Origin of the sequence: Pseudomonas sp. 14P_8.1_Bac3, assembly GCF_025466085.1 — a bacterium.
GTDB lineage: Bacteria > Pseudomonadota > Gammaproteobacteria > Pseudomonadales > Pseudomonadaceae > Aquipseudomonas.
Genome location: NZ_JANLOD010000050.1, coordinates 66,891 through 89,084, shown reverse-complemented (window position 1 = coordinate 89,084; position 22,194 = coordinate 66,891). Strand labels below are relative to the sequence as shown.

The 22,194-nt window shown below is 61.4% G+C and carries 20 protein-coding genes; 5 read left to right on the top strand and 15 right to left on the bottom strand.

The features are described 5' to 3' along the window. The first annotated feature begins 277 nt into the window (after window positions 1-277). Both NTD84_RS16385 and NTD84_RS16380 read left to right on the top strand, forming a co-directional pair. Window positions 278-691, top strand: a complete 414-nt coding sequence (locus tag NTD84_RS16385) for a DUF4398 domain-containing protein (RefSeq protein ID WP_262167432.1) — start codon at window positions 278-280, stop codon at window positions 689-691. A gap of 48 nt (window positions 692-739) precedes the next feature. Then, window positions 740-1,528 carry an OmpA family protein gene (locus NTD84_RS16380; RefSeq protein WP_262167431.1) on the top strand — a complete coding sequence of 263 codons (789 nt, stop codon included), beginning with the start codon at window positions 740-742 and terminating at the stop codon, window positions 1,526-1,528. A 172-nt stretch (window positions 1,529-1,700) separates the two neighbouring features. Here NTD84_RS16380 and NTD84_RS16375 read toward each other — a convergent pair whose 3' ends face one another. The 15 genes from NTD84_RS16375 to NTD84_RS16305 all read right to left on the bottom strand — a co-directional run bounded on the left by NTD84_RS16375 (window position 1,701) and on the right by NTD84_RS16305 (window position 18,242). Then, window positions 1,701-2,030, bottom strand: coding sequence for a hypothetical protein (locus NTD84_RS16375; RefSeq protein WP_262167430.1), 330 nt, complete (start codon window positions 2,028-2,030; stop codon window positions 1,701-1,703). Further along, window positions 2,027-2,941: an alpha/beta hydrolase gene (locus NTD84_RS16370; RefSeq protein WP_262167429.1), complete on the bottom strand. Its 915-nt coding sequence runs from the start codon at window positions 2,939-2,941 to the stop codon at window positions 2,027-2,029. The genes NTD84_RS16375 and NTD84_RS16370 overlap by 4 nt, the downstream gene beginning before the upstream one ends. A gap of 145 nt (window positions 2,942-3,086) precedes the next feature. Beyond that, the gene (locus NTD84_RS16365) at window positions 3,087-4,364 is read right to left on the bottom strand and encodes a flavohemoglobin expression-modulating QEGLA motif protein (RefSeq protein ID WP_262167428.1); all 1,278 of its coding nucleotides are present in this window, start codon (window positions 4,362-4,364) and stop codon (window positions 3,087-3,089) included. Window positions 4,365-4,398: 34 nt separating this feature from the next. Further along, window positions 4,399-4,953 carry a hypothetical protein gene (locus NTD84_RS16360; protein WP_262167427.1) on the bottom strand — a complete coding sequence of 185 codons (555 nt, stop codon included), beginning with the start codon at window positions 4,951-4,953 and terminating at the stop codon, window positions 4,399-4,401. Window positions 4,954-5,114: 161 nt separating this feature from the next. Then, window positions 5,115-5,831 (bottom strand): TetR/AcrR family transcriptional regulator, encoded by a 717-nt coding sequence (locus NTD84_RS16355; protein WP_262167425.1) that lies wholly within the window; start codon window positions 5,829-5,831, stop codon window positions 5,115-5,117. A gap of 101 nt (window positions 5,832-5,932) precedes the next feature. After that, on the bottom strand, window positions 5,933-7,435 hold the full coding sequence (lysS, locus tag NTD84_RS16350) for a lysine--tRNA ligase (RefSeq protein ID WP_262167422.1): 1,503 nt from the start codon (window positions 7,433-7,435) through the stop codon (window positions 5,933-5,935). Window positions 7,436-7,539: 104 nt separating this feature from the next. Further along, window positions 7,540-8,635, bottom strand: a protein-coding gene (prfB, locus tag NTD84_RS16345; protein WP_262167421.1) for a peptide chain release factor 2 whose coding sequence is annotated in 2 segments (ribosomal slippage) — window positions 7,540-8,562 and window positions 8,564-8,635 — 1,095 coding nt in all. Because the reading frame shifts where the segments join, the coding sequence is not laid out codon by codon here. Window positions 8,636-8,835: 200 nt separating this feature from the next. Next, window positions 8,836-9,837, bottom strand: coding sequence for a PleD family two-component system response regulator (locus NTD84_RS16340; RefSeq protein WP_262167419.1), 1,002 nt, complete (start codon window positions 9,835-9,837; stop codon window positions 8,836-8,838). 48 nt (window positions 9,838-9,885) lie between these two features. Beyond that, window positions 9,886-10,896, bottom strand: a complete 1,011-nt coding sequence (locus NTD84_RS16335; RefSeq protein ID WP_262167416.1) for a chemotaxis response regulator protein-glutamate methylesterase — start codon at window positions 10,894-10,896, stop codon at window positions 9,886-9,888. After that, window positions 10,893-13,205: a hybrid sensor histidine kinase/response regulator gene (locus NTD84_RS16330; RefSeq protein ID WP_262167413.1), complete on the bottom strand. Its 2,313-nt coding sequence runs from the start codon at window positions 13,203-13,205 to the stop codon at window positions 10,893-10,895. Before NTD84_RS16330 ends, NTD84_RS16335 begins: the two co-directional genes overlap by 4 nt. Further along, a complete protein-coding gene (locus tag NTD84_RS16325) occupies window positions 13,202-13,885 on the bottom strand; it encodes a chemotaxis protein CheW (RefSeq protein WP_262167410.1) in 684 nt (227 codons plus the stop codon). Before NTD84_RS16325 ends, NTD84_RS16330 begins: the two co-directional genes overlap by 4 nt. Continuing rightward, a complete protein-coding gene (locus tag NTD84_RS16320; RefSeq protein ID WP_262167406.1) occupies window positions 13,882-15,147 on the bottom strand; it encodes a CheR family methyltransferase in 1,266 nt (421 codons plus the stop codon). Before NTD84_RS16320 ends, NTD84_RS16325 begins: the two co-directional genes overlap by 4 nt. After that, a complete protein-coding gene (locus NTD84_RS16315; protein WP_262167404.1) occupies window positions 15,144-15,680 on the bottom strand; it encodes a chemotaxis protein CheW in 537 nt (178 codons plus the stop codon). Before NTD84_RS16315 ends, NTD84_RS16320 begins: the two co-directional genes overlap by 4 nt. Continuing rightward, complete coding sequence (locus tag NTD84_RS16310) at window positions 15,680-17,302, bottom strand: methyl-accepting chemotaxis protein (RefSeq protein ID WP_262167401.1); 1,623 nt, start codon at window positions 17,300-17,302, stop codon at window positions 15,680-15,682. Before NTD84_RS16310 ends, NTD84_RS16315 begins: the two co-directional genes overlap by 1 nt. Before the next feature lie 217 nt (window positions 17,303-17,519). Continuing rightward, entirely contained in the window at window positions 17,520-18,242 is a 723-nt protein-coding gene (locus NTD84_RS16305) for a tellurite resistance TerB family protein (RefSeq protein ID WP_262167398.1), read from the bottom strand. Window positions 18,243-18,428: 186 nt separating this feature from the next. Between NTD84_RS16305 and NTD84_RS16300 the strand changes: the two genes are divergently transcribed. The 3 genes from NTD84_RS16300 to ydcS all read left to right on the top strand — a co-directional run bounded on the left by NTD84_RS16300 (window position 18,429) and on the right by ydcS (window position 22,172). Beyond that, window positions 18,429-19,343 (top strand): LysR family transcriptional regulator, encoded by a 915-nt coding sequence (locus NTD84_RS16300; protein ID WP_109503160.1) that lies wholly within the window; start codon window positions 18,429-18,431, stop codon window positions 19,341-19,343. Window positions 19,344-19,472: 129 nt separating this feature from the next. Further along, window positions 19,473-20,930 (top strand): gamma-aminobutyraldehyde dehydrogenase, encoded by a 1,458-nt coding sequence (locus tag NTD84_RS16295; protein ID WP_262167393.1) that lies wholly within the window; start codon window positions 19,473-19,475, stop codon window positions 20,928-20,930. Between the two features lie 90 nt (window positions 20,931-21,020). Further along, window positions 21,021-22,172 carry a putative ABC transporter substrate-binding protein YdcS gene (gene ydcS, locus NTD84_RS16290; RefSeq protein ID WP_262167391.1) on the top strand — a complete coding sequence of 384 codons (1,152 nt, stop codon included), beginning with the start codon at window positions 21,021-21,023 and terminating at the stop codon, window positions 22,170-22,172. Window positions 22,173-22,194 lie beyond the last annotated feature (22 nt).

The following is a 22,194-nucleotide window of genomic DNA, read 5'->3' as shown; positions in this document are numbered from 1 at the left end:
CTCCCACATTGGCCATCGCCCACCCTCAAAAAATGCGTATTCCTGACCCGACAATAGCCCAGGAATACCGCTCCACACCGCCAAAGTTCCCGATCTAGAGCCTTGTCCATTCAGTCAATTTTTTTCGGGCGATTGGCCATCTTCTCTGAACTTTTAAAAAATGCTTCGGGTCGTAACCAGTAACCACGCCTGGGACGGCCGTTTCAAAACGTGTCAAAGAGTAAGGTTTGCGGCTCCTTGCCCAGGATGGATTTTTAGTTTTTCAGGAGTTATTCCAATGGAGTTGAAGACCATGAAGATCAGCACTTCCAAGTTCCCGTCCAATCACCTGCGCGGTCTGAAACTGGCCGCCCTGGCCATCGGCAGCAGCTTCGTTCTGGCCGGTTGCGCCGGTAACCCGCCGACCGAACAGTACGCCGTGACCCAATCGGCCGTGAACAGCGCCGTCAGCGCTGGCGGCACCGAGTTCGCCGCGGTTGAGATGAAGTCCGCCCAGGACAAACTCAAACAAGCTGAAATCGCCATGCACGACAAGAAATATGAAGAAGCCAGAGTACTGGCCGAACAGGCCGAGTGGGACGCTCGTGTAGCCGAACGTAAAGCCCAGGCCGTCAAAGCTGAACAAGCGGTGAAGGACTCTCAGAAAGGGGTTCAGGAACTGCGTCAGGAAAGCCAGCGCACTGTGCAATAAGCGCCGCCACGACGTACTTCTTACTCGACTTAAAAGGACGAAACCAACATGCGCAAACAATTGATGATCCCTGCCCTGCTGGCTGCAAGTGTTGCACTGGCTGCCTGCTCGACGCCGCCTAACCAGAACCTGGAACAGGCCCGTACCAACTACAGCGGCCTGCAGGCCAACCCGCAGGCAAGCAAAGTCGCGGCGCTGGAAACCAAAGACGCCAGCGATTACCTGGACAAGGCCGACAAGGCTTATCTGGACAAGAAAGACAAAAACGAGGTCGACCAACTGGCCTACCTGACCAACCAGCGTGTCGAAGTGGCGAAGCAAACCATCGCCCTGCGCACCGCTGAAGCCAATCTGAAGAATGCCGCCGCACAACGCGCCCAGGCTCGTCTGGATGCTCGCGATGCACAGATCAAGCAGCTGCAGGACAGCCTGAACGCCAAGCAGACCGATCGCGGCACGCTGGTGACCTTTGGTGATGTGCTGTTCGCCACCGACCGCGCCGATCTGAAATCCAGCGGCCTGGTCAACATCAACAAACTGGCGCAGTTCCTTCAGGAAAACCCGGACCGTAAAGTGATCGTCGAAGGCTATACCGACAGCACCGGTACGGCTTCGCACAACCAGTCGCTGTCCGAGCGTCGTGCCGGTGCCGTGCGCACCGCGCTGGTGAAGATGGGTGTCGATCCAGCACGCATCGTGGTCCAGGGTTATGGCAAGGAATATCCGGTAGCGGAGAACGGCAGCGCCTCGGGCCGTGCAATGAACCGTCGGGTGGAAGTGACTATCTCCAACGACAACCAGCCGGTGATGCCACGTTCGGCGGTCAGCTCGAACTAAGCGGCATGCAGTAACCAAAAAGCCCCGCCTGAGTTGATCAGGCGGGGTTTTCTACATCTGGCGATCACTGCTTCCTGTGAGAGCGGGCTCGCTCGCGAAAGCAGTGTCTCAGTCGACAACAATGTGACTGGAAAACCGCTTTCGCGCGCGGCCAGCGCCCACAGAGATCGGGTTACTGCTCGAGCTTCTGCGGGGTTTCCTGGCCCATGCAACGCACGGCCTGTTTCTTGTTGTTGACCAATACGCCGGTCAAGCCTTTCTGTTCGGTGTCGAACATCACCAGCACGCCATCGATGCACTGGGCCACTTGCGCGGCAGGTTCCAGGGAGACTTTGTAGTCTTCGCCCGGCACGGTCTTGAGCATGGTGAAGTCGCTGAGCAGCAGCGCATCTTCGGGTTTGGCGAAGTGCAGGTAACCGTAGTACCACAGGGCGCCGACGGTGCCGAGGATGCTGCAGATACCGGTGATGATCAGCGGGATGGCGTTGCGTTCTTCACTCATTGCGGACTCTCTGGTGGTTCATCTTCTGAATTCGGGGGTGCCGGATAATTGGGGATCTCCCCCAGGCGGCGCAGACCGTTGAAGTGCTGCGGGTCGTCGAGGTAGCGCAGCATGACTTTGCGCCACACCGGATCGGCGAAGGTCTGCACGTGCCCACCACGGGTCAGTTGCAGCACCCGCGGCGGCGGCGCAGCTTGATACAAGCGGATGCCGTTGGAAAGGGGCACGATCGGGTCGTCGATGCTGTGGTAGATCAGTTTCGGCACGCCGTTGAGCTGCGCCATGGAGTTGATCGCGCTGTCACCGTCCGGCACCAGCCACGACAGCGGCACCTGGAACGCCCAGGTCAGCCAGGAATTGCTCAGGGCGAACTGGCCGATGCTGCGGTAACTCGCGGGCACGCCATCGAGAACAAAGGCCTTGAGCTGCTTCTGGCGTTCCGGGTGTTGCATCAGGTAATGCACGGCCATCGAGCCGCCCAGGCTTTGCCCAAGCAGGATCAACGGCTTGCCTTTGACCTCCGGCGCCTCGTCGAGCCACTTGAACGCGGCGTCGATGTCCTGATAAATCGCCGGCAAGCTCGGCTCGCCCTCGGACAAACCGTAACCGCGGTAATCGATCAGCAGGACCTGATAGCCCTCTTCCGGCAACCACCAGCTCCCACCGAGATGCATCGGCAGGTTACCGCCGTTGCCGTGCAGGTGCAGCACCGTGCCTTTGACCTCGACGCCTTTTTTCGCCGGCAGCCACCAGCCGTTGAGCTTGAGGCCATCGGCCGTGGTGAGGGTGACGACCCGGTAGTCGAGCTTGGCTTTTTCCGGGGTGAATATCTGCCCGGGCTCGGGGTAGAACAGCAGCGAGCTGCAACCGTTCAGGGTCAGAAGAAGGCAGATGATGCCGAGGATTCTCATCCGTTGGAACCTCGCAGGAAATAGGGCAGGAGCACAAAAAACTGTGGGAGCGAGCCTGCTCGCGATGGCGGCGTGTCAGGCAACATTAATATCAAATGTTATACCGCTATCGCGAGCAGGCTCGCTCCCACAGGTAATGAGTGACTCACAGAATGTTGGAGTAATCCGCCTCGATCCGGTCCAGGCTCAAGTGGTTGAGGAAGTTGGAGAAGCACATCCACGCCGACAACGCGTTCATGTCGCGGAACTGTTCCGGCAAATACTTCGGCGGCACCACCAGACCTTCATCGACCAACTGCCGCAAGGTCCGCATGTCTTCCAGTGTGGTCTTGCCACAAAACAGCAGCGGCACTTGCTCAAGCTTGCCTTTACGAACGGCCAACTGAATGTAGTTGTAAACCATGATGAAGCCCTTGAGGTAGGACAAGTCTTTGGTAAATGGCAGACCGTTCGGCACCGAGCCACGGAAAACACGACTGGCGTTGCCGTAGCTTTCCGCCATCTCGAAGCCCTGCTCGCGGAAGAACTCAAAGACCTGCAGGAAGTCCGCGCCCTCCTCCACCATGTGAATGGCCCGGGTGCGGTTGGTCAGCTTGCGCAGGCGGCTCGGGTAGGAGGCGAACGTGATGATTTCCATGAGGATCGCCAGGCCTTCCTGGGTCACCGTCGAGGACGGTGGGCCTTTGGACAGGAACGTGCAGATCGGCTGGTTCAGCCCGTTGAGCGTGGTGCCTACGTGCACCAGCCCTTCGTGAACTTCCAGGGCGCGCACGTCGCGCTCGTTGAACATCGCGTCGGTGCGGATCTTGATGTAGTCGGCGCCCGCCGCCGCGTCGGCGACGATGCCGTCGGACTCGAATACCCGAATGGTTTCCTCGGCCTCGCCAAATACCTTGCTCAAGCGGGTTTGCAGCAGATTCACGGCGTCCTTGGCGGTGAGGATTTTCGGCTCGTCCTTCAGGTCGCCGCGGCCGTCGATGTTGTTGAGGTAATCGGAGAGCATCAGGCCGAGGTCGGACAGGGTCGGGTCACCGGCGTGAAACGCATCGGACGCCGCGCCGTACAACTCCTGGGAAATCAGCCCGAAATCTTCGGTACCGCGCGCTTCGAGCATGCGCACCACCATCCGGTATTCCTTGCACATGCGCCGCATGATCTGGCCGACCGGGTTGAACTGGCCGAGCTGACGGGTGATGTCACGCTCGATGTTCTGGAATTCCAGTTTCACTTTGCTGGAATCGAAGGACAGCGGCCGGTTGAGGTAGTAGTCGCGGTCCACCGCCGGCATTTCCTTGCCCTTGGCCTTGAGGAAACCCTTGCGGATGTTCTCGTCCCATTTCACTGCATCCAGAACGCGAATCGGCGTCTGCGCCAGCACAATGCGATCGGACAAAATGCGTATCGTCTGCTGGTAATCGTCCACCCGAAACTCCTGTAGAAAACGTTACGTGCTGGGTTTATTTGACTTTGGCCAGGCGCTGGTAGCGCACGGCTTCGACGAAGACATCGGAATTGGCCGGGTCATCGAGGTAAGCGAAGACCTGGTCCATGCTGGAGTTGATCAACACGCCGTCGCCATCGTCGGTCTGAATACCCTGGCCACTGAGGACTTTCTGCCCCAGGGCCTGGTTGATCTGCTCGAGGTCGAGGTTGTAGACCACCAGTTCATGCTGGTCGTTGAGTTCGAATCCGAAGAGGCTGAAATGGCCGCCGAACTGCGCCGGCACCTTCGCCGACAGGTACCAGCGGCTGCCATGGCGCGAAACGGTGAAGGGATAGGCTTCACGTTCCTTGGGGCTGGCTTTGAAATAGCCGACCGCCTGATAGCGATTGTCGCCGAGGCGCGTGATTTCCAGGTTTATCGGCTCGCCCCAGGCGTTGGTGCTGGTCCATTTGCCGAGTAATCCTTTGGGCGCGGGATCGCTCGTGGACAGCGGCTCCTTGAAGGTCACCAGACAGCCACTGAGCAGCAGGAACGACAAGGCGATCACAACGACGCGCCAGGCTTTCATTCAACACTCCCTATGAACACACATCGACCTGATGTTCACACCGCCCCCTGTGGGAGCGGGCTCGCTCGCGAAAGTGGTGTATCAGACAACGGAGATGTTGAATGTTAAACCGCATTCGCGAGCAAGCCCGCTCCCACAGGGAATCGCGTTCCCACAAAGGCTTACACCGACGCCAGTACCAGATGAATGTAACGCGTGAGAATGCCAAGCATTTCGGCTTCAGCGTCGGGCTCGGCGTCGTTGAGCAGGCCCTGATATTCCATCCGTCCGATAATCGCCGTCAACACTTTGGCATCCTGTTGTGGCTCACGGGAACCCAACACTTGGAAAAGCTGACACGTGCCTTGCAGGAGAATTTGCTGATGCGAGCGTACCAGCTCGGCCAGACGCGGGTTCAGCAGCGCCTCCTGACGGAACGCCTGTTCGGCCATCAGATGCTCGCGGCGGTTCATCAACTGGCGATGAACATAGTCCGCCATCAACCGCGCAATGTCGTCCGCCAACCGCGAGCGCGATGCCGGGCTGCCGTCGCCGCTGACCACCAGTTCGCGCAGCAGACCTTCATTGTTGACCCACAACTTGGCCATGAACGCCGCGCTGCGCTCCACATATTGAGCGAAGGTATCGGTGAGCAAATCATCGATGTCCTTGAAATAGTAAGTGGTGGCCGACAGCGGCACATTGGCCTCAGCCGCCACCGCGCGGTGACGCACCGCCCGCACGCCATCGCGCACGACAATGCGCATGGCCGCATCGAGAATGTCCTGTCGAAGCTGCTCACTGCCCTGGCGGCTGGCCTTGCGACCCTGGTACTGGACACTTTCAGCGACCGCAGTGGCGATACCCGCTGCACCCTCTTGAGCCATTGCGCGATTCACGACGGGACGTCCTCTCTTACTTCAAAGTAACCAATTGATACGTTTGTACCAGACAGGCAATAAAAAGCCGCCCATGTCAGGCGGCTTTTTATTTGAAACACTTACGCTTGCGGCCGCATGTGCGGGAACAGGATCACGTCGCGGATCGACGGTGAGTTGGTCAGCAGCATCACCAGACGGTCGATGCCGATGCCTTCACCCGCCGTTGGCGGCATGCCGTACTCCAGCGCGCGAACGAAGTCGGCGTCGTAGTGCATCGCTTCGTCGTCGCCGGCGTCCTTGTCGGCCACCTGCGCCATGAAGCGCTCGGCCTGGTCTTCCGCGTCATTCAACTCGGAGTAGGCATTGGCGATTTCACGCCCGCCAATGAACAGCTCGAAACGGTCGGTGACGTTCGGGTTGTCGTCGTTACGACGGGCCAGCGGCGAGACTTCGAACGGGTACTGGGTGATGAAGTGCGGCTGCTCCAGCTTGTGCTCGACCAGCTCTTCGAAAATCATCACCTGCAGCTTGCCCAGGCCTTCGAAGCCCAGCACTTTGGCCCCGGCTTTCTTGGCGATGGCGCGCGCCTTGTCGATGTCGTTAAGGTCGTCGGCAGTCAGCTCAGGGTTGTACTTGAGGATCGAGTCGAACACCGACAGACGCACGAACGGTTCGCCGAAGTGGAACACCTTGTCGCCGTAAGGCACGTCGGTGCTGCCTAGCACCAGCTGCGCCAGTTCGCGGAACAGCTCTTCGGTCAGGTCCATGTTGTCTTCGTAGTCGGCGTACGCCTGGTAGAACTCCAACATGGTGAATTCAGGGTTGTGACGGGTCGAGACGCCTTCGTTACGGAAGTTGCGGTTGATCTCGAAGACCTTTTCAAAACCGCCGACCACCAGACGCTTGAGGTACAGCTCAGGCGCGATACGCAGGAACATTTCCATGTCCAGCGCATTGTGGTGGGTTTCGAACGGCTTGGCCGCCGCGCCACCGGGAATGGTTTGCAGCATTGGCGTTTCGACTTCGAGGAAGTCGCGCTTCATCAGGAAGCTGCGGATGTGCGCAATCACTTGCGAACGCACGCGGAAGGTCTGGCGCACGTCTTCGTTGACGATCAGGTCAACGTAACGCTGGCGATAGCGCTGTTCGGTGTCGGACAGGCCGTGGTGCTTGTCCGGCAGCGGGCGCAAGGATTTGGTCAGCAGGCGCACGTTGGTCATTTCAACGTACAGGTCGCCCTTGCCGGATCGCGCCAGGGTGCCCTCGGCAGCGATGATGTCGCCCAGGTCCCAGGTTTTCACCGCGGCCAGGGTCTCTTCGGACAGGGTTTTACGATTGACGTAAACCTGGATGCGCCCGGACATGTCCTGGATCACCATGAACGAGCCACGGTTGAGCATGATGCGACCGGCAACCTTGACCGGGATTGCAGCCTCGGCGAGTTCTTCCTTGGTCTTGTCCGCGTACCGTTTCTGCAAGTCTGCGCAGTAGCTGTCGCGGCGGAAGTCGTTCGGGAAGGCATTGCCCTTGGCGCGCTCGGCAGCCAGCTTTTCCTTGCGCAGGGCGATCAGGGAGTTTTCTTCCTGTTGCAGGGCTTGCGGGTCGAGTTCTTGGTCGCTCATGTCTTTAGATATTCCATCACGGGTTCATTGCCCCCGGCCTGTGGCCGGGGATCGCCAGCAAGCCGGCTCCTACAGGGGGTCGCGGTGAATCAATACCGCACGTGTTACAGGCCTTGTTTCAGGCTGGCCACCAGGTATTCGTCGATGTCGCCGTCGAGCACCTTGTCGCAGTCGCTGCGTTCGATGTTAGTGCGCAAATCCTTGATGCGCGACGCATCGAGCACATAAGAGCGAATCTGGTGACCCCAGCCGATGTCCGACTTGGTGTCTTCCAGTGCCTGCGAGGCGGCGTTGCGTTTCTGCACTTCCTGCTCGTACAAGCGCGCCCGCAACATTTTCATCGCGGTGTCTTTGTTGGCGTGCTGGGAGCGTTCGTTCTGGCAACTGACCACGGTATTGGTCGGTACGTGGGTGATCCGTACGGCCGAGTCGGTGGTGTTGACGTGCTGACCACCGGCACCGGAGGAACGATAGGTATCGATTCGCAGGTCCGCCGGATTGATGTCGATTTCGATGTTGTCATCGATTTCCGGCGACACGAACACCGCCGAGAATGAAGTATGGCGACGGTTGCCGGAGTCGAACGGGCTCTTGCGTACCAGTCGGTGCACGCCGATTTCGGTACGCAGCCAGCCAAAGGCGTACTCGCCCTTGATGTGCACGGTGGCGCCCTTGATCCCGGCGACTTCACCGGCGGACAGCTCCATGATGGTCGCGTCGAAACCGCGTTTGTCAGCCCAGCGCAGGTACATGCGCAGCAGGATGTTGGCCCAGTCCTGGGCCTCGGTGCCGCCGGAGCCGGCCTGGATGTCCAGGTAGGCGTTGTTGGCGTCCATTTCACCGCTGAACATGCGGCGGAATTCGAGTTTTTCCAGGGACTCGCGCAGGCGCTCGACTTCGGCAGCTACGTCATCGACGGCGGCCTGGTCTTCTTCTTCGGCGGCCATCAGCAGCAAGTCTTTGGCGTCGGCCAGGCCGGAATGCATTTCGTCGAGGGTTTCGACGATCTGCGCCAGCAGGGACCGCTCGCGGCCCAGTTCCTGAGCGTACGACGGGTTGTTCCAGACATTCGGATCTTCAAGCTCGCGATTGACTTCAGTCAGACGCTCATGCTTTTGATCGTAGTCAAAGATACCCCCGAATAGTTTCGGAGCGCTCGGACAGGTCCTTGATGCTGTTAAGGATCGGGTTGATTTCCATGGCGGGCAGCACTCGTTGGCGAACTTTTGAAAGCCGGCGAGTATAACGGCAAACGGCCGGCAACGGCAGCCCGCCTGGCCGAAAAGGCGCCCCCTGTAGGAGCGAGCTTGCTCGCGAAAAACTAAATATCACCGCTGAGCATCTGGATCTGCGCGTTATCGTTCACGACCATCGCGAGCAAGCTCGCTCCTACAGGGGATTTACGCGATTCCCACCTGATTGCGCCCGTTGTTCTTCGCCAGGTACAGCCCCTTGTCCGCCGCGGAGATCAGTTGCCGGCAATCGCCCCCAGGCTGCGGGGTCATGGTCGACAGGCCGATGCTGATGGTCAGGCTGGAGCCTTCGGTCGGTGCAATGTGCGGGATCTTTAGCGCGGCCACGGTCTGGCGCAGTTTTTCCGCCACCAGGCGTGCGCCGCCCGGTGTGGTGTTGGGCAGGACCAGGGCGAATTCTTCACCACCGTAGCGGGCCGGCAAGTCCGAAGGTCGGGCACTGGCGTCACGGATGGCCGTGGCGACCTTGCGCAGGGCTTCGTCGCCTTCAAGATGGCCGAAGCTGTCGTTGTAGGATTTGAAGTAATCCACATCGATCATCAACAACGATAACTGGCTCTGGTCGCGCAATGAGCGGCGCCACTCAAGTTCCAGGTATTCATCGAAGTGGCGGCGGTTCGACAGGCCGGTCAGGCCGTCCGAGTTCATCAGACGTTGCAACACCAGGTTGGTGTCGAGCAATTGCTGTTGGCTCACCCGCAAGGCGCGGTACGCCGCGTCACGTTGCAGCAGGGTCATGTACGAACGCGAGTGATAGCGGATGCGCGCCACCAGTTCGATGTTGTCCGGCAGCTTCACCAGGTAATCGTTGGCCCCGGCCGCGAACGCCGCGCTTTTGATCAGCGGGTCCTCCTTGGTCGACAGGACGATGATCGGGATGTCCTTGGTGGCCGGGTGATTGCGGTATTCGCGCACCAGGCTCAGGCCGTCGAGACCGGGCATGACCAGGTCCTGGAGGATTACGGTCGGCTTGATCCGGATCGCCTGGGCAATCGCCTGGTGCGGGTCGGCGCAGAAGTGGAAGTCGATGTTTTCTTCTTTCGACAACCCGCGGCGCACCGCCTCGCCGATCATGGCCTGATCGTCCACCAACAACACCATGGCGGCATTTTCGTCGGTCTTGAAGCCGTCGAGCTGTAAATCATTCATGTGCGATCACCTGAGTACTGCCTGGACCAGGATTGCTGCAGAGCGTAGTCATTTAATGAAAATCTCCAGCAATCGTGGCGCTATCTTTTCCAACGGACGAATCTCTACAGCCGCATCGATCGCCGCAGCCGCTTTCGGCATGCCATACACGGCGCTGCTGTCCTGGTCCTGAGCGATGGTCAGGTAGCCCTGTTGCCGCATGAGTTTAAGCCCCTGTGCACCATCGCGCCCCATCCCGGTCAACAAAACCCCGACGGCATCGCCATTCCAGTAACGGGCGACACTTTCGAAGAACACGTCGATCGAGGGTCGATAGATCTCGTTGACCGGCTCGGCGGTGTACGCCAGCGTGCCGTTTTTCAACAAGCGAATATGATGGTTGGTGCCCGCCAGCAGCACGGTGCCGGCCTGAGGTGGCTCGCCTTCCTGGGCCAGGCGCACGTTCAGGCCGCTGACGCTGCTGAGCCACTCGGCCATGCCGGCGGCGAACACTTGGTCGACATGCTGCACCAGCACAATGGCCGCCGGAAAATCCCGGGGCAGGCCCTTGAGCAGCACTTCCAGCGCCGCCGGCCCGCCCGCGGACGAGCCGATGGCGATCAGGCGCAGGCGCGAGCCTGAACTGCGCAGTGGGCTCGGCGCCGGTCGCACCCGATTGCCGCGGTCACCGATCAGCCAGCCGATGTTCATGATTTTGCGCAACAACGGCGCGGCGGCCTCCTGAGCATTGCCGGCGCCGACCGCGGGGGTATCCACCACATCCAGCGCGCCGTGCCCCATGGCCTCGAACACCCGATGCACGTTCTGCTGGCGGTCAACGGTGACGATCACGATGGCGCACGGTGTTTCGGCCATGATCCGCCGCGTGGCCTCGACGCCATCCATCACCGGCATGATCAAATCCATCAGGATCAGGTCCGGGGTATATTCCGCGCAACGCTGCACCGCCTCGGCGCCATTGGCGGCGACCCAGACCACTTCATGCGCCGGCTCGAACGCCAGGGCGCGGCGCAGAGCCTCCACCGCCATGGGCATGTCGTTGACGATTGCGATCTTCATGCCCGCGCTCCCCCGATGAGCTCAACCACTGCATCAAGCAGGGCGTCGTCATGAAAACTGGCTTTGGCTAGATAATAGTCGGCTCCGGCGTCCAGTCCACGACGACGGTCTTCCTCCCGGTCTTTATAGGACACCACCATCACCGGCAGCGACTGCAATCGATTGTCCCGGCGCAACAACGACACCAGTTCGATGCCGTCCATGCGCGGCATGTCGATGTCGGTGATCAGCAGATCGAAGTCTTCCGAACGCAGGGCGTTCCAGCCATCCATGCCATCGACCGCCACGGCCACGTCGTAGCCGCGATTGAGCAGCAACTTGCGTTGCAACTCGCGGACGGTCAGGGAATCGTCGACCACCAGAATGCGTTTGCGCGCCGCTTCAACCGCTTGATTGCCTTGCCGGGCAATTCGCTCCAGGCGCCCGGTGTTGAGCAGTTTGTCCACCGAACGCAGCATGTCTTCGACGTCGACGATCAGCACCACCGAACCGTCGTCGAGCAAGGCACCGGCGGAAATGTCCTGCACTTTGCCCAGGCGCTCGTCCAGGGGCAGGACCACCAGCGTGCGCTCGCCGATAAACCGCTCGACCGCTACGCCGTAAATCGCCTCGCGCTCACGGATCACCACGACCTTGAGGGTTTGCGGGTTGTTCTGGCTCGCCGGGCGCTGCAGCAACTGGCTCGCGGCGACCAGGCCGACATGCCGGCCTTCGTACCAGAAGTGCTGGCGACCCTCGACCTGGACGATGTCCGTCGATGCCAGATCGCACATGCGTTCGATGTGAGCCAGCGGAAACGCGTAGGCCTCGTCGCCGACTTCCACCACCAGACTGCGCACCACCGACAGGGTCAGCGGCACTTCGAGGTGGAAGCGGCTGCCCTCGCCCGCCGTCTGTTCCAGCACCACCGCGCCGCGCAATTGCCGGACCATGTGCTGAACCGCGTCCAGGCCGACGCCGCGCCCGGAGACTTCGGTGACTGTGTCCCGCAGGCTGAACCCCGGCAGGAACAGGAACGTCAGCAGCTCCTCTTCGCTGAGTTGCGCAGCGGTGTCGGCCGGCGACAACTGCCGTTCGACGAGGCTGCGGCGGACCTTCTCCAGATCAACGCCGTTGCCGTCATCGCTCAGTTCCAGCACCAGCAAGCCGGCCTGGTGGGACGCACGCAAGCGGATCAGACCTTCTTCCGGCTTACCCGCCAGCAGGCGTTGCTCCGGGGATTCGATGCCATGATCGACGGCGTTGCGCAGCAGGTGCGTCAACGGCGCTTCAAGTTTCTCCAGCACGTCGCGGTCGACCTGGGTTTTCTCACCCTCGATCTCCAGCCGCACCTGCTTGCCGAGGCTGCGACCGAGGTCGCGGACCATGCGCACCTGACCGGTCAGCACATCGGCAAACGGCCGCATGCGACAGGCCAGTGCCGTGTCGTACAACACTTGTGCGCGCTGACTGGCTTGCCAGGCGAACTCGTCCAGCTCGGCGTTTTTTTCCACCAGCAATTGCTGGGATTCCGCCAACAACCGGCGTGCATCGTCGAGGGCTTCCCGGGCTTCCAGGCTCAAGGTCTGAACCTTGAGATGGGCGTTGAGGTTTTCCAGGGCCCGCAGACCGTTGTTCTGCATGCGTTTGAGGCGCTGCATGGTGGCCAGGTGCGGCTTCAGGCGCAGGGTTTCCACCAGGGATTTGCTCGACAGGTCGAGCAGGCTGTTCAAGCGTTCAGCCGTGACCCGCAGGACGCGCTCACCGTTTTCGGTGGTGCGTTTGGTTTTGCGCGGAGGGACGGCGGGCTCTACCGGCGTGTCCGCAACGACCGGCGCGGCGACGACGGGCTCGAGGTCGGGAGTCAATCGTTCGAACGAGGCAGGTTCCGGCTCGGCGATAAAAGGCGCAATCGGCGTGCTGATCGGCGCGGCGAGCGCGAGCGGATCGAGCAGGCGCCCCATCAACGCCACATAGCCGTCGATCTCTTCGGGCGTCGGTGCGTTGGCCGGCGTGGCGATGCGCATCAGCAGATCGGTGCCTTGCAGCAAGGCATCAATGTGTTCGGGCCGCAGGTACAAGCGGCCTTCCTGTGCGCTGACCAGGCAATCTTCCATCACATGGGCGACGCTGACCCCGGCGTCGACCCCGACGATCCGCGCCGCGCCTTTCAGCGAATGCGCCGCACGCATGCACGACTCGAGGTGATCGGCCTGGGTCGGATCACGCTCCAGCGCCAGCAGCCCCGCGCTCAGCACCTGGGTCTGCGCCTCGGCTTCCAGGCTGAACAGCTCCAGCAACGAGGCGTCGCGCATCTGATCGGGGGTCATGTAAGGCTCCGGGTCACGGCGGACAACAGCTGTTCTTCATCCAGCCAACGCAGGCTGCGACCTTTGAACTGCAACACGCCGCGGGTGTATTTGGCGCTGGCCTGCGTACCCGAGCGCGACGCCGCGTCGAGGGTGCGCTCGTCGATGGCGTGGATGCCATCGACTTCGTCCACCGGCACCACCACCGGCCCGCCGACGGCGGCGATGATCAACATCCGCGGCATCACCCGCGCGCCGGACGCCACGCTGCTGGCGCCATCGAGCCCGAGCAACTCGACCAGCGACAGACACGCCACCAGCGCGCCGCGCACGTTGGCCACGCCGAGCAAGGCCCGTGAGCGCTGGTGCGGCAGAGAGTGAATGGCTTGCAGCGGCGCCACTTCCACCAGGCTGCGGGTGGCCAGGCCGAGCCATTCCTCGCCGAGGCGGAACATCAGCAGCGACCGGGTTTTGACCTCGCTTTCGACCGCGACCGAGAATTCTGCACGATCCTCCTGCCGCAAGGCGTAGCGATCCAGCAAACGCGTGGCAGCCGCCGAATACACCGCGCAATTGCGGCAGTGGATGTGTTCGATCAACAGCGGGCAGGACTTGTCACCGTGGATACCGATGCGGTTCCAGCAATCGTCGATGGCCTGGGCATCTTCATGGGTGAGGCTAAAGGCGTCGGCGGCGTTCATCGTTTGCGCTCACTGTCGGCGCGCTCGCTGCGGGCGGCGCGGTCCTGCAATCGTCGGGCACCCGCCGTGTCGCCCTGGGATTGCAGCAAGGCCGCCAGGTGCATCAACGCGTCGGGATGTTGCGGTTCGAGGTACAACGCCTTGCGATAAAACCCCTGGGCTTCGAACGTACTGCCGGCGACATCGCTGAGCAGCCCCAGCCAGTAAAACACCTGCGCCACCGGTTCGTGGCTGCGCAAATAGCTGTCGCAAGCGGCCCGGGCTTCGGCGCTTTTGCCTTCATTGGCCAGCGCGGCGATGTTGGCCAGCAGCGTTGCGGCGTCCGGGTTGGCGGTTTTGCTCGCCACCGGCAGCGGCGCCACGGTCGCGAAGGGCCGACTGCGAACGGGCGGCGGCACGCTACGCACCGGTTGCCGCACCGGCAACGGGGTTGGCACGAAAGCGCGAATGGGCTCAGGCACCGGGGTGTTTTGACGACTGAACGCAAACGACTGCGGGATGCCGATCGAGCGCATGCCGAACCGCCCGAGCAAACTGCCCTCCGCCGGACCGATAAACAGCACGCCGTCGACATGGGTCAGGCGCTTGAGCACCTCAAAGACTTGCTGTTGAGTCGTCTGATCGAAATAGATCAGCAGGTTGCGGCAAAACACGAAGTCATAGGGCGGTTCGTTGGCCAGCAACGCCGGATCCAGCAGATTGCCGACCTGCAAGCGCACTTGCTCCCGCACCCGTTCGCTGAGGCGATAGCCATCGTTTTCGGCGATGAAATGCCGATCGCGAAAGGTGATGTCCTGGCCGCGAAACGAGTTCTTGCCGTACACCGCGCGCCTGGCTTTTTCCACCGACAGCGGGCTGACGTCCATGCCTTCGACCTTGAACTGATGGGGCTGGAATCCCGCATCCAGCAAGGCCATGGCGATGGAATAAGGCTCTTCGCCGGTGGAGCACGGCAAGCTGAGAATCCGCAACGCCCGCATGTGGTTGATGTCGCCAAGCCGTTTGGCCGCCAGTTTGGCCAGGGTGGCGAAGGATTCCGGGTAACGGAAAAACCAGGTCTCGGGCACGATCACCGCTTCGATCAGCGCCTGTTGCTCGTCCCGTGAGCCCTGCAGGGTGTGCCAATACTCGTCGGCCGTCTGCGCCTTCGACGCGGTGGTGCGCTGGCGCACGGCGCGCTCGATGATCGCCGGGCCCACCGAGGTCACGTCGAGGCCGATGCGTTCTTTAAGGAAATCGAAAAACCGCTGATCGCTGCTCATGGCCGCTCCTCAAGCATTGCCGGGTCCAGCGGTGGCGACGGAAACAACAGCGCGCGAACCTGTTCATCCAGTAGATCGGCGACGCGCACCCATTGCAGCAGGCCCTGCGCATCTTCTCGAACCGGCCCGAGGTACGGCGCCTGGCGATTATCCAGACCGTACGGCTGAAAATCCGCCGGGTTGCAGCGCAGCGTGTCGGTGGCCTGTTCCAGGATCAGCCCGAGCAACTGCGTGGTGGCGGTGGCATCCGCACGGTAATTGACCAGCACTAGCCGCGTGCTGGTGCGCGCCTGCGCCGCGACGCCAAACGTCAGCGCACTGAGGTCGATCACCGGCACCACGACACCGCGATAGGCGAACACCCCGGCGACCCAGCCCGGTGCCTGGGGAATCGGCTTCAAGGGCAGGCGCGGCAACACCTCCGCCACTTCGGTCGCTTGCAGGGCATAGCGCTCGCTGCCGATGCGAAACACCAGGAACAACGCCTGCATCGCCGGTTTCACGGCGGCGCGTTTGGCCGCGAGTTCGCTCATCAGACTTTGAATCGCGACACGCCGCTGCGCAGCCCTACGGCCACCTGGCTCAATTCGTCGATGGCGAAACTGGCCTGGCGCAGGGATTCGACGGTCTGGCTGCTGGCATCGCCCAATTGCACCAGCGCGTGATTGATCTGCTCGGCGCCGGTGGCCTGGGCCTGCATCCCTTCATTGACCATCAACACTCGCGGCGCCAGCGCCTGCACTTGATGGATGATCTGCGACAGTTGCTCGCCGACCTGCTGCACCTCGGACATGCCGCGGCGCACCTCTTCGGAGAACTTGTCCATGCCCATGACCCCAGCCGACACTGCCGACTGGATCTCGCGCACCATCTGCTCGATGTCGTACGTGGCCACGGCGGTCTGGTCCGCCAAGCGCCGCACTTCGGTGGCAACCACGGCAAAGCCACGGCCATATTCCCCGGCCTTTTCCGCTTCGATGGCGGCGTTCAGCGACAGCAGGTTGGTCTGGTCGGCGACTTTGACGATGGTCACGACCACTTGGTTGATGTTGCCGGCCTTCTCATTGAGGATCGCCAGTTTGGCGTTCACCAGGTCCGCGGCGCCCATCACCGAGTGCATGGTCTCTTCCATCCGCGCCAGGCCCTGCTGCCCGGAACCGGCGGCGACCGAGGCCTGATCGGCGGCGGTGGAAACTTCGGTCATGGTGCGCACCAGATCACGCGAGGTGGCGGCGATTTCACGGGACGTGGCACCGATTTCAGTGGTGGTGGCCGCGGTTTCGGTGGCGGTGGCTTGTTGCTGTTTGGAGGTTGCAGCGATTTCCGTGACGGACGTGGTGACCTGCACCGACGAGCGCTGGGCCTGGGACACCAGCGCGGTGAGCTCGGTCATCATGTCGTTGAAGCCGGTTTCCACGGCGCCGAACTCGTCCTTGCGCTCCAGGTTCAAGCGATTGCTGAGGTCGCCGGCGCGCATGATTTCGAGGATCTGCACGATGCGGTTCATCGGCGCCATGATCGCGCGCATCAGCAACAGACCGCAGAGGCCAGCCGCCAGGACCGCGACTATCAAGGAAATGACCATGATGACTTTTGCGCTGGCGACGGCGGCGTCGATGTTGGCCATTTCCTGGTCTGCCACGGCCTTGTTTTCACGCAAGATGTCATTGAGCTTCATGCGCCCCGCCGTCCACGCCGGGGTCAATTGTTCGTTGAACACCTTGATGGCGTCGGCTTCCTGATTGCGCTTGTACAAATCGAGCACCGTGGCCAGGATCTTGCCGTAATCCTCATGGAATTTTTCAAAGGCGGCGAATTCGACCTTGTCTTCGTCCGTGGTGACGGTGGTGCGATAGTTATTCATCGCGTCCTGGACACGGGCTTCATAACTTTTGAAGTCTGCGACGTCCTGGGTACTGATGCCCTGCCCTTGCTTGAGGCCCAGCATTTCCTGGATCTGCAGAAAACTGTCGACCCAGGCGCCCCGGATCGTCGAGCTGTAATACACCCCGGGGAGCGCGTCGTTACCCACGCTCGCTTCGCTTTCCTCGATCTTCAATAGCCGCGAATACGAGACGATGACCATCAGCAACATGATGGCGATAATTACCGCAAAGCTCGCCAAAATGCGTTGGCGCAACGTCCAGTTCTTCACAGTCAGTCCTCGGGGCCGTTTCAAATGCTGGGGAGTATAGCCGAGGGCGCTGTTTCATTTATAAGACAGATGAGTCGCGCTTCTCATCTTGAAGATTGAGGATTGCGGCGGTGCGGAAATTGCCATCGCCGGCAAGCCGGCTCCTACAGAATCGGGGACCGTCAAAAAATGCAGGCGCTGGCTTGCCAGCGATGGCGACCTCAAGAACGGTGCAAGGTCACTGTGAAGCCTGACGCACCTGCTTTTCCAGCTCGACCTTGAGGCCCGGTTCCAGCTTCAACTGGCGGGCGAGTTCCTCGAGATATGACTTCTCCATGAAGCTTTCCTCATCCACCAGCATCACGCTGGCGATGTACATCTCGGCGGCCATTTCCGGGGTAGTGGCGGCGCGGGCCACATCGGCGGGATCGAGGGGTTTGTTCAGCTCGGCATGCAGCCAGTGCTGCAGCTCCTGATCGTTGTCGAGTTTGGTGAATTCACCCTCGATCAATGCGCGTTCGCGCTCATCGACATGACCGTCAGCCTTGGCCGCAGCGACCAATGCCTTGAGAATCGCCTGACTGTGTTGCTCGACCTGCGCTGGCGGCAAGCGGTCCACGGTTTGCGGTTCTTTGTTCGACGCCGCGCCCTGCTGCGCCTGCCAATTGCCATAAGCCTTGTAGGCAATCACACCCAATGCCGCGAGGCCCCCATAGAGGGCGACCTTGCCGCCGACCTTGCGAACCTTCTTGTTGCCGATCAACAGGCCCATCGCGCCCGCCGCCAGTGCGCCGCCACCCGCGCCGGACAACAAACTGCCAAGGCCGCCAGCACCACCGCTGCCGCCGAGCAGCCCACCCAGCCCGGCACCGGACGCCTTGTTCTGCGCGCCACCGGCCTTGTTCTGCAGCAGGTCCTGGCCGGACTTGAGGAGTTGATCGAGCAATCCACGGGTATTCATTTTCGCCGTTCTCCACGAAAGGGTCATTCGGACACTTGAGGCCACCAGCCTAGATCGAAAGTGCCTGGCTCCTCCCGGCGAGAGTGCTTCCAGATGTTGCTTATCTTCTGTAATGCCAAAGTGCCCATCGATTAAAAAGATATACACTCAAGCGAATCGAAAAAACCGCCCACCGGGTACTTATTCATGATGACCTTGCGTCAAATTCGTCATTTCATCGCCGTGGCCGAGACCGGCTCGATCTCCGCCGCCGCGCAAACCGCGTTCATTTCCCAATCGACCCTGACCCTGGCCATCCAGCAACTGGAGCAGGAAATCGGCGTCAGCCTGTTCAACCGCCATGCCAAAGGCATGACGCTGACCCACCAAGGGCACCAATTCCTGCGCCAGGCGCACCTGATTCTGGCGACGGTGGACAACGCCAAACGCAGCCTGCAACAAAGCACCGACCAGGTCGCCGGCCAGTTGATCATCGGCGTGACCAGCCTTGTCGCCGGGTATTACCTTGCGGATTTGCTCACCCGTTTCCAGCGCGCCTATCCCAATGTGGAAATCCGTGTAATGGAGGATGAGCGCCCATACATCGAGCATTTGCTGGTCAGCGGCGAGATCGATGTCGGTGTGCTGATCCTCTCCAACCTCGAAGATCGCCACGCCTTGCAGACCGAAGTCCTGACCCACTCGCCCCATCGTCTGTGGCTGCCTGCCCAGCATCCGCTGCTGGAACACGACAGCATCAACCTGGCGGACGTGACCCGCGAGCCGTTGATTCAACTCAACGTCGATGAAATGGACCGCAACGCCCAGCGCATGTGGTCGGCGGCGTCGCTGCAGCCGCGCATCACCCTGAAAACCGCTTCGACCGAAGCGGTTCGGAGCTTGGTGGCGGCCGGGCTCGGCGTGTCGATCCAGCCGGACATGACCTACCGCCCGTGGTCGCTGGAGGGCGACATCATTGAAGCGCGGCCGATCGCCGACCTGAGCCAGACCCTCGACGTCGGCCTGGCCTGGCGCCGCGGCACCGCACGCCCAGCCCTGGTGGACCCGTTCCTGACGGTCGCCCGCGAGCAACCCCACGGCGGCCGCAAGCCATCTATTTAATCGAACGCCACCTTCAGTATTTAGTATTTGTCGACCTCGGGTCCGGGCACTAGTCTTGGTGCATCTATAAGACGGCCGGCCCCAGTCACAGGGAGCAGCATGGCCACACAAGAAAAGAGAATCCGAAAAATGGCTGGCGCGCAGACCCCGTTGTTCACCGCGTTGTTGATCGATGGCGAGCTGGTCGCGGGTCAGGGTTTTGTCGAGCCGATCCTCAACCCGGCCACCGGTGAAGTGCTGACGCATATCGCCGAAGCCAGCACCGAACAAGTCGAAGCCGCGATCCTTGCCGCCCACCGTGCGTTCACCGGTTGGTCGCGGACCACGCCGCAACAACGCTCGAGCCTGCTGCTCGACATCGCCAACGCCATCGAAAAACAAGCCGACCTGCTCGCCCGCCTCGAATCGCTGAATTGTGGCAAGCCGTTGCACCTGGCCCGTCAGGACGACTTGAGCGCGACCGTCGACGTGTTCCGCTTCTTCGCCGGTGCCGTGCGCTGCCAGACCGGGCAACTCAGCGGCGAATACATGCCGGGGTACACCAGCATGGTACGGCGCGACCCGATCGGGGTTGTGGCGTCCATCGCGCCGTGGAATTACCCGATCATGATGGCCGCGTGGAAAATTGCCCCGGCCCTCGCGGCTGGCAACACCCTGGTGTTCAAACCTTCCGAGCACACGCCGCTGTCGATCCTGGCCCTGGCGCCGGCGCTGGCCGAGATTCTGCCGCGCGGCGTAATCAACATTATCTGTGGCGGCGGTGAAGGCGTTGGCAGCCACTTGGTGAGCCACCCCAAAGTGCGCATGGTGTCGCTGACCGGCGATATCGTCACCGGGCAAAAAATCCTGCAGGCCGCGGCGAAAACCCTGAAGCGCACGCACCTCGAACTCGGCGGCAAGGCCCCGGTGATCGTCTGCAACGATGCGGACATCCAGGCAGTCGTCGAAGGCGTGCGCACCTACGGTTACTACAACGCCGGCCAGGATTGCACCGCCGCTTGCCGCGTCTATGCCCAGGCCGGCATTCACGACCGTCTGGTGGCCGAACTCGGCGCGGCGGTCAGCAGCCTGCGGTTTGCAGGGAAACGCGATGCCGACAACGAGATCGGGCCGTTGATCAGCACCCGTCAGCGCGACCGCGTGGCCAGCTTCGTCGAACGCGCCCTCGGCCAGCCACACATCGAGCGGGTGACCGGCGCAGCGGTGCATTCAGGCGCCGGCTTCTATTACCAGCCGACCCTGCTGGCCGGTTGCAAACAGAACGATGAAATCGTCCAGCGCGAAGTGTTCGGGCCGGTGGTCACCGTGACCCGCTTCGATCAACTCGAACAAGCGGTGGACTGGGCCAACGACTCGGAATACGGCCTCGCGTCTTCGGTCTGGACCCAGAACCTGGACAAGGCGATGCAGGTCGCGGCGCGCTTGCAATATGGCTGCACCTGGATCAACAGCCATTTCATGCTGGTCAGCGAAATGCCCCACGGCGGCCTGAAACGCTCGGGCTACGGCAAGGACCTGTCCAGCGATTCGCTTCAGGACTACAGCGTGGTGCGGCACATCATGGCCCGCCACGGACAGCATTTATAAAAGCGCACTACGCTAACAATTAGCCGTAAAGGCATTGGCTTCACCACGTTCAAAACTGCCCCGACCATAATTAAAGAAGAGGGAATTCCCATGTTCGTGCACAAGACCGCACTGCTCAGTGCAATCACCACCGCGCTGCTGGCCAGTGCCAGTATTCAGGCCGCCGAACCGCTGAAGGCTGTCGGCGCCGGCGAAGGTCAACTGGATATCGTCGCCTGGCCTGGCTACATCGAACGTGGCGAAAGCGACAAGGCGTATGACTGGGTGACCGGTTTCGAGAAGGAAACCGGCTGCAAGGTCAACGTGAAAACCGCTGCGACCTCCGACGAGATGGTCAGCCTGATGTCCAAGGGCGGCTACGACCTGGTGACCGCGTCCGGCGATGCGTCGCTGCGGTTGATCGTCGGCAAGCGCGTGCAGCCAATCAACACCGCGTTGATCCCGAACTGGAAAAGCCTCGACCCGCGCCTGAAGGATGCGCCGTGGTACGTGGTCAACAAACAGACCTACGGCACGCCTTACCAGTGGGGCCCGAACGTGCTGATGTACAACACCAACGTGTTCAAAACCGCGCCGACCAGCTGGAGCGTGGTGTTCAACGCGCAAGACCTGCCGGACGGCAAGCCGAACAAAGGCCGCGTGCAGGCTTACGATGGCCCGATCTACATCGCCGACGCGGCGCTGTACCTGAAGAGCACCAAGCCTGAACTGGGCATCAAAGACCCGTATCAACTCAGCGAAGACCAGTACAAAGCCGTCCTCGAACTGCTGCGCGCCCAGCAGCCGCTGATCCATCGCTACTGGCACGACACCACCGTGCAGATGAGCGACTTCAAAAACGAAGGCGTGGTCGCGTCCAGCGCCTGGCCGTATCAGGTCAACGGCCTGATGAACGAGAAACAACCGATCGCCTCGACCATCCCGAAAGAAGGCGCCACCGGTTGGGCCGACACCACCATGCTGCACGCCGACGCCAAGCACCCGAACTGCGCCTACAAGTGGATGGACTGGTCGCTGCAACCGAAAGTCCAGGGTGATGTGGCGGCCTGGTTCGGTTCGTTGCCAGCGGTGCCAGCGGCCTGTACCGGCAGTGAATTGCTGGGCGCCGAGGGCTGCAAAACCAACGGTTTCGACCAGTTCGAGAAGATCGCCTTCTGGAAAACCCCGCAGGCTGAAGGCGGCAAGTTCGTGCCGTACAGCCGCTGGACCCAGGATTACATCGCGATCATGGGCGGAAGATAAAATCGCCCTCCCCCCTGTGGGA

Bases quoted from the DNA above. Each gene is read 5' to 3' on its own strand.
- NTD84_RS16305 (WP_262167398.1), bottom strand. From the start codon at position 18,242: ATGAATACCCGTGGATTGCTCGATCAACTCCTCAAGTCCGGCCAGGAC.
- NTD84_RS16320 (WP_262167406.1), bottom strand. From the start codon at position 15,147: ATGAGCAGCGATCAGCGGTTTTTCGATTTCCTTAAAGAACGCATCGGC.
- NTD84_RS16380 (WP_262167431.1), top strand. From the start codon at position 740: ATGCGCAAACAATTGATGATCCCTGCCCTGCTGGCTGCAAGTGTTGCA.
- NTD84_RS16370 (WP_262167429.1), bottom strand. From the start codon at position 2,941: ATGAGAATCCTCGGCATCATCTGCCTTCTTCTGACCCTGAACGGTTGC.
- NTD84_RS16340 (WP_262167419.1), bottom strand. From the start codon at position 9,837: ATGAATGATTTACAGCTCGACGGCTTCAAGACCGACGAAAATGCCGCC.
- NTD84_RS16335 (WP_262167416.1), bottom strand. From the start codon at position 10,896: ATGAAGATCGCAATCGTCAACGACATGCCCATGGCGGTGGAGGCTCTG.
- NTD84_RS16295 (WP_262167393.1), top strand. From the start codon at position 19,473: ATGGCTGGCGCGCAGACCCCGTTGTTCACCGCGTTGTTGATCGATGGC.
- NTD84_RS16330 (WP_262167413.1), bottom strand. From the start codon at position 13,205: ATGACCCCCGATCAGATGCGCGACGCCTCGTTGCTGGAGCTGTTCAGC.
- NTD84_RS16315 (WP_262167404.1), bottom strand. From the start codon at position 15,680: ATGAGCGAACTCGCGGCCAAACGCGCCGCCGTGAAACCGGCGATGCAG.
- lysS (WP_262167422.1), bottom strand. From the start codon at position 7,435: ATGAGCGACCAAGAACTCGACCCGCAAGCCCTGCAACAGGAAGAAAAC.
- NTD84_RS16300 (WP_109503160.1), top strand. From the start codon at position 18,429: ATGATGACCTTGCGTCAAATTCGTCATTTCATCGCCGTGGCCGAGACC.
- NTD84_RS16385 (WP_262167432.1), top strand. From the start codon at position 278: ATGGAGTTGAAGACCATGAAGATCAGCACTTCCAAGTTCCCGTCCAAT.
- NTD84_RS16325 (WP_262167410.1), bottom strand. From the start codon at position 13,885: ATGAACGCCGCCGACGCCTTTAGCCTCACCCATGAAGATGCCCAGGCC.
- NTD84_RS16375 (WP_262167430.1), bottom strand. From the start codon at position 2,030: ATGAGTGAAGAACGCAACGCCATCCCGCTGATCATCACCGGTATCTGC.
- NTD84_RS16360 (WP_262167427.1), bottom strand. From the start codon at position 4,953: ATGAAAGCCTGGCGCGTCGTTGTGATCGCCTTGTCGTTCCTGCTGCTC.
- ydcS (WP_262167391.1), top strand. From the start codon at position 21,021: ATGTTCGTGCACAAGACCGCACTGCTCAGTGCAATCACCACCGCGCTG.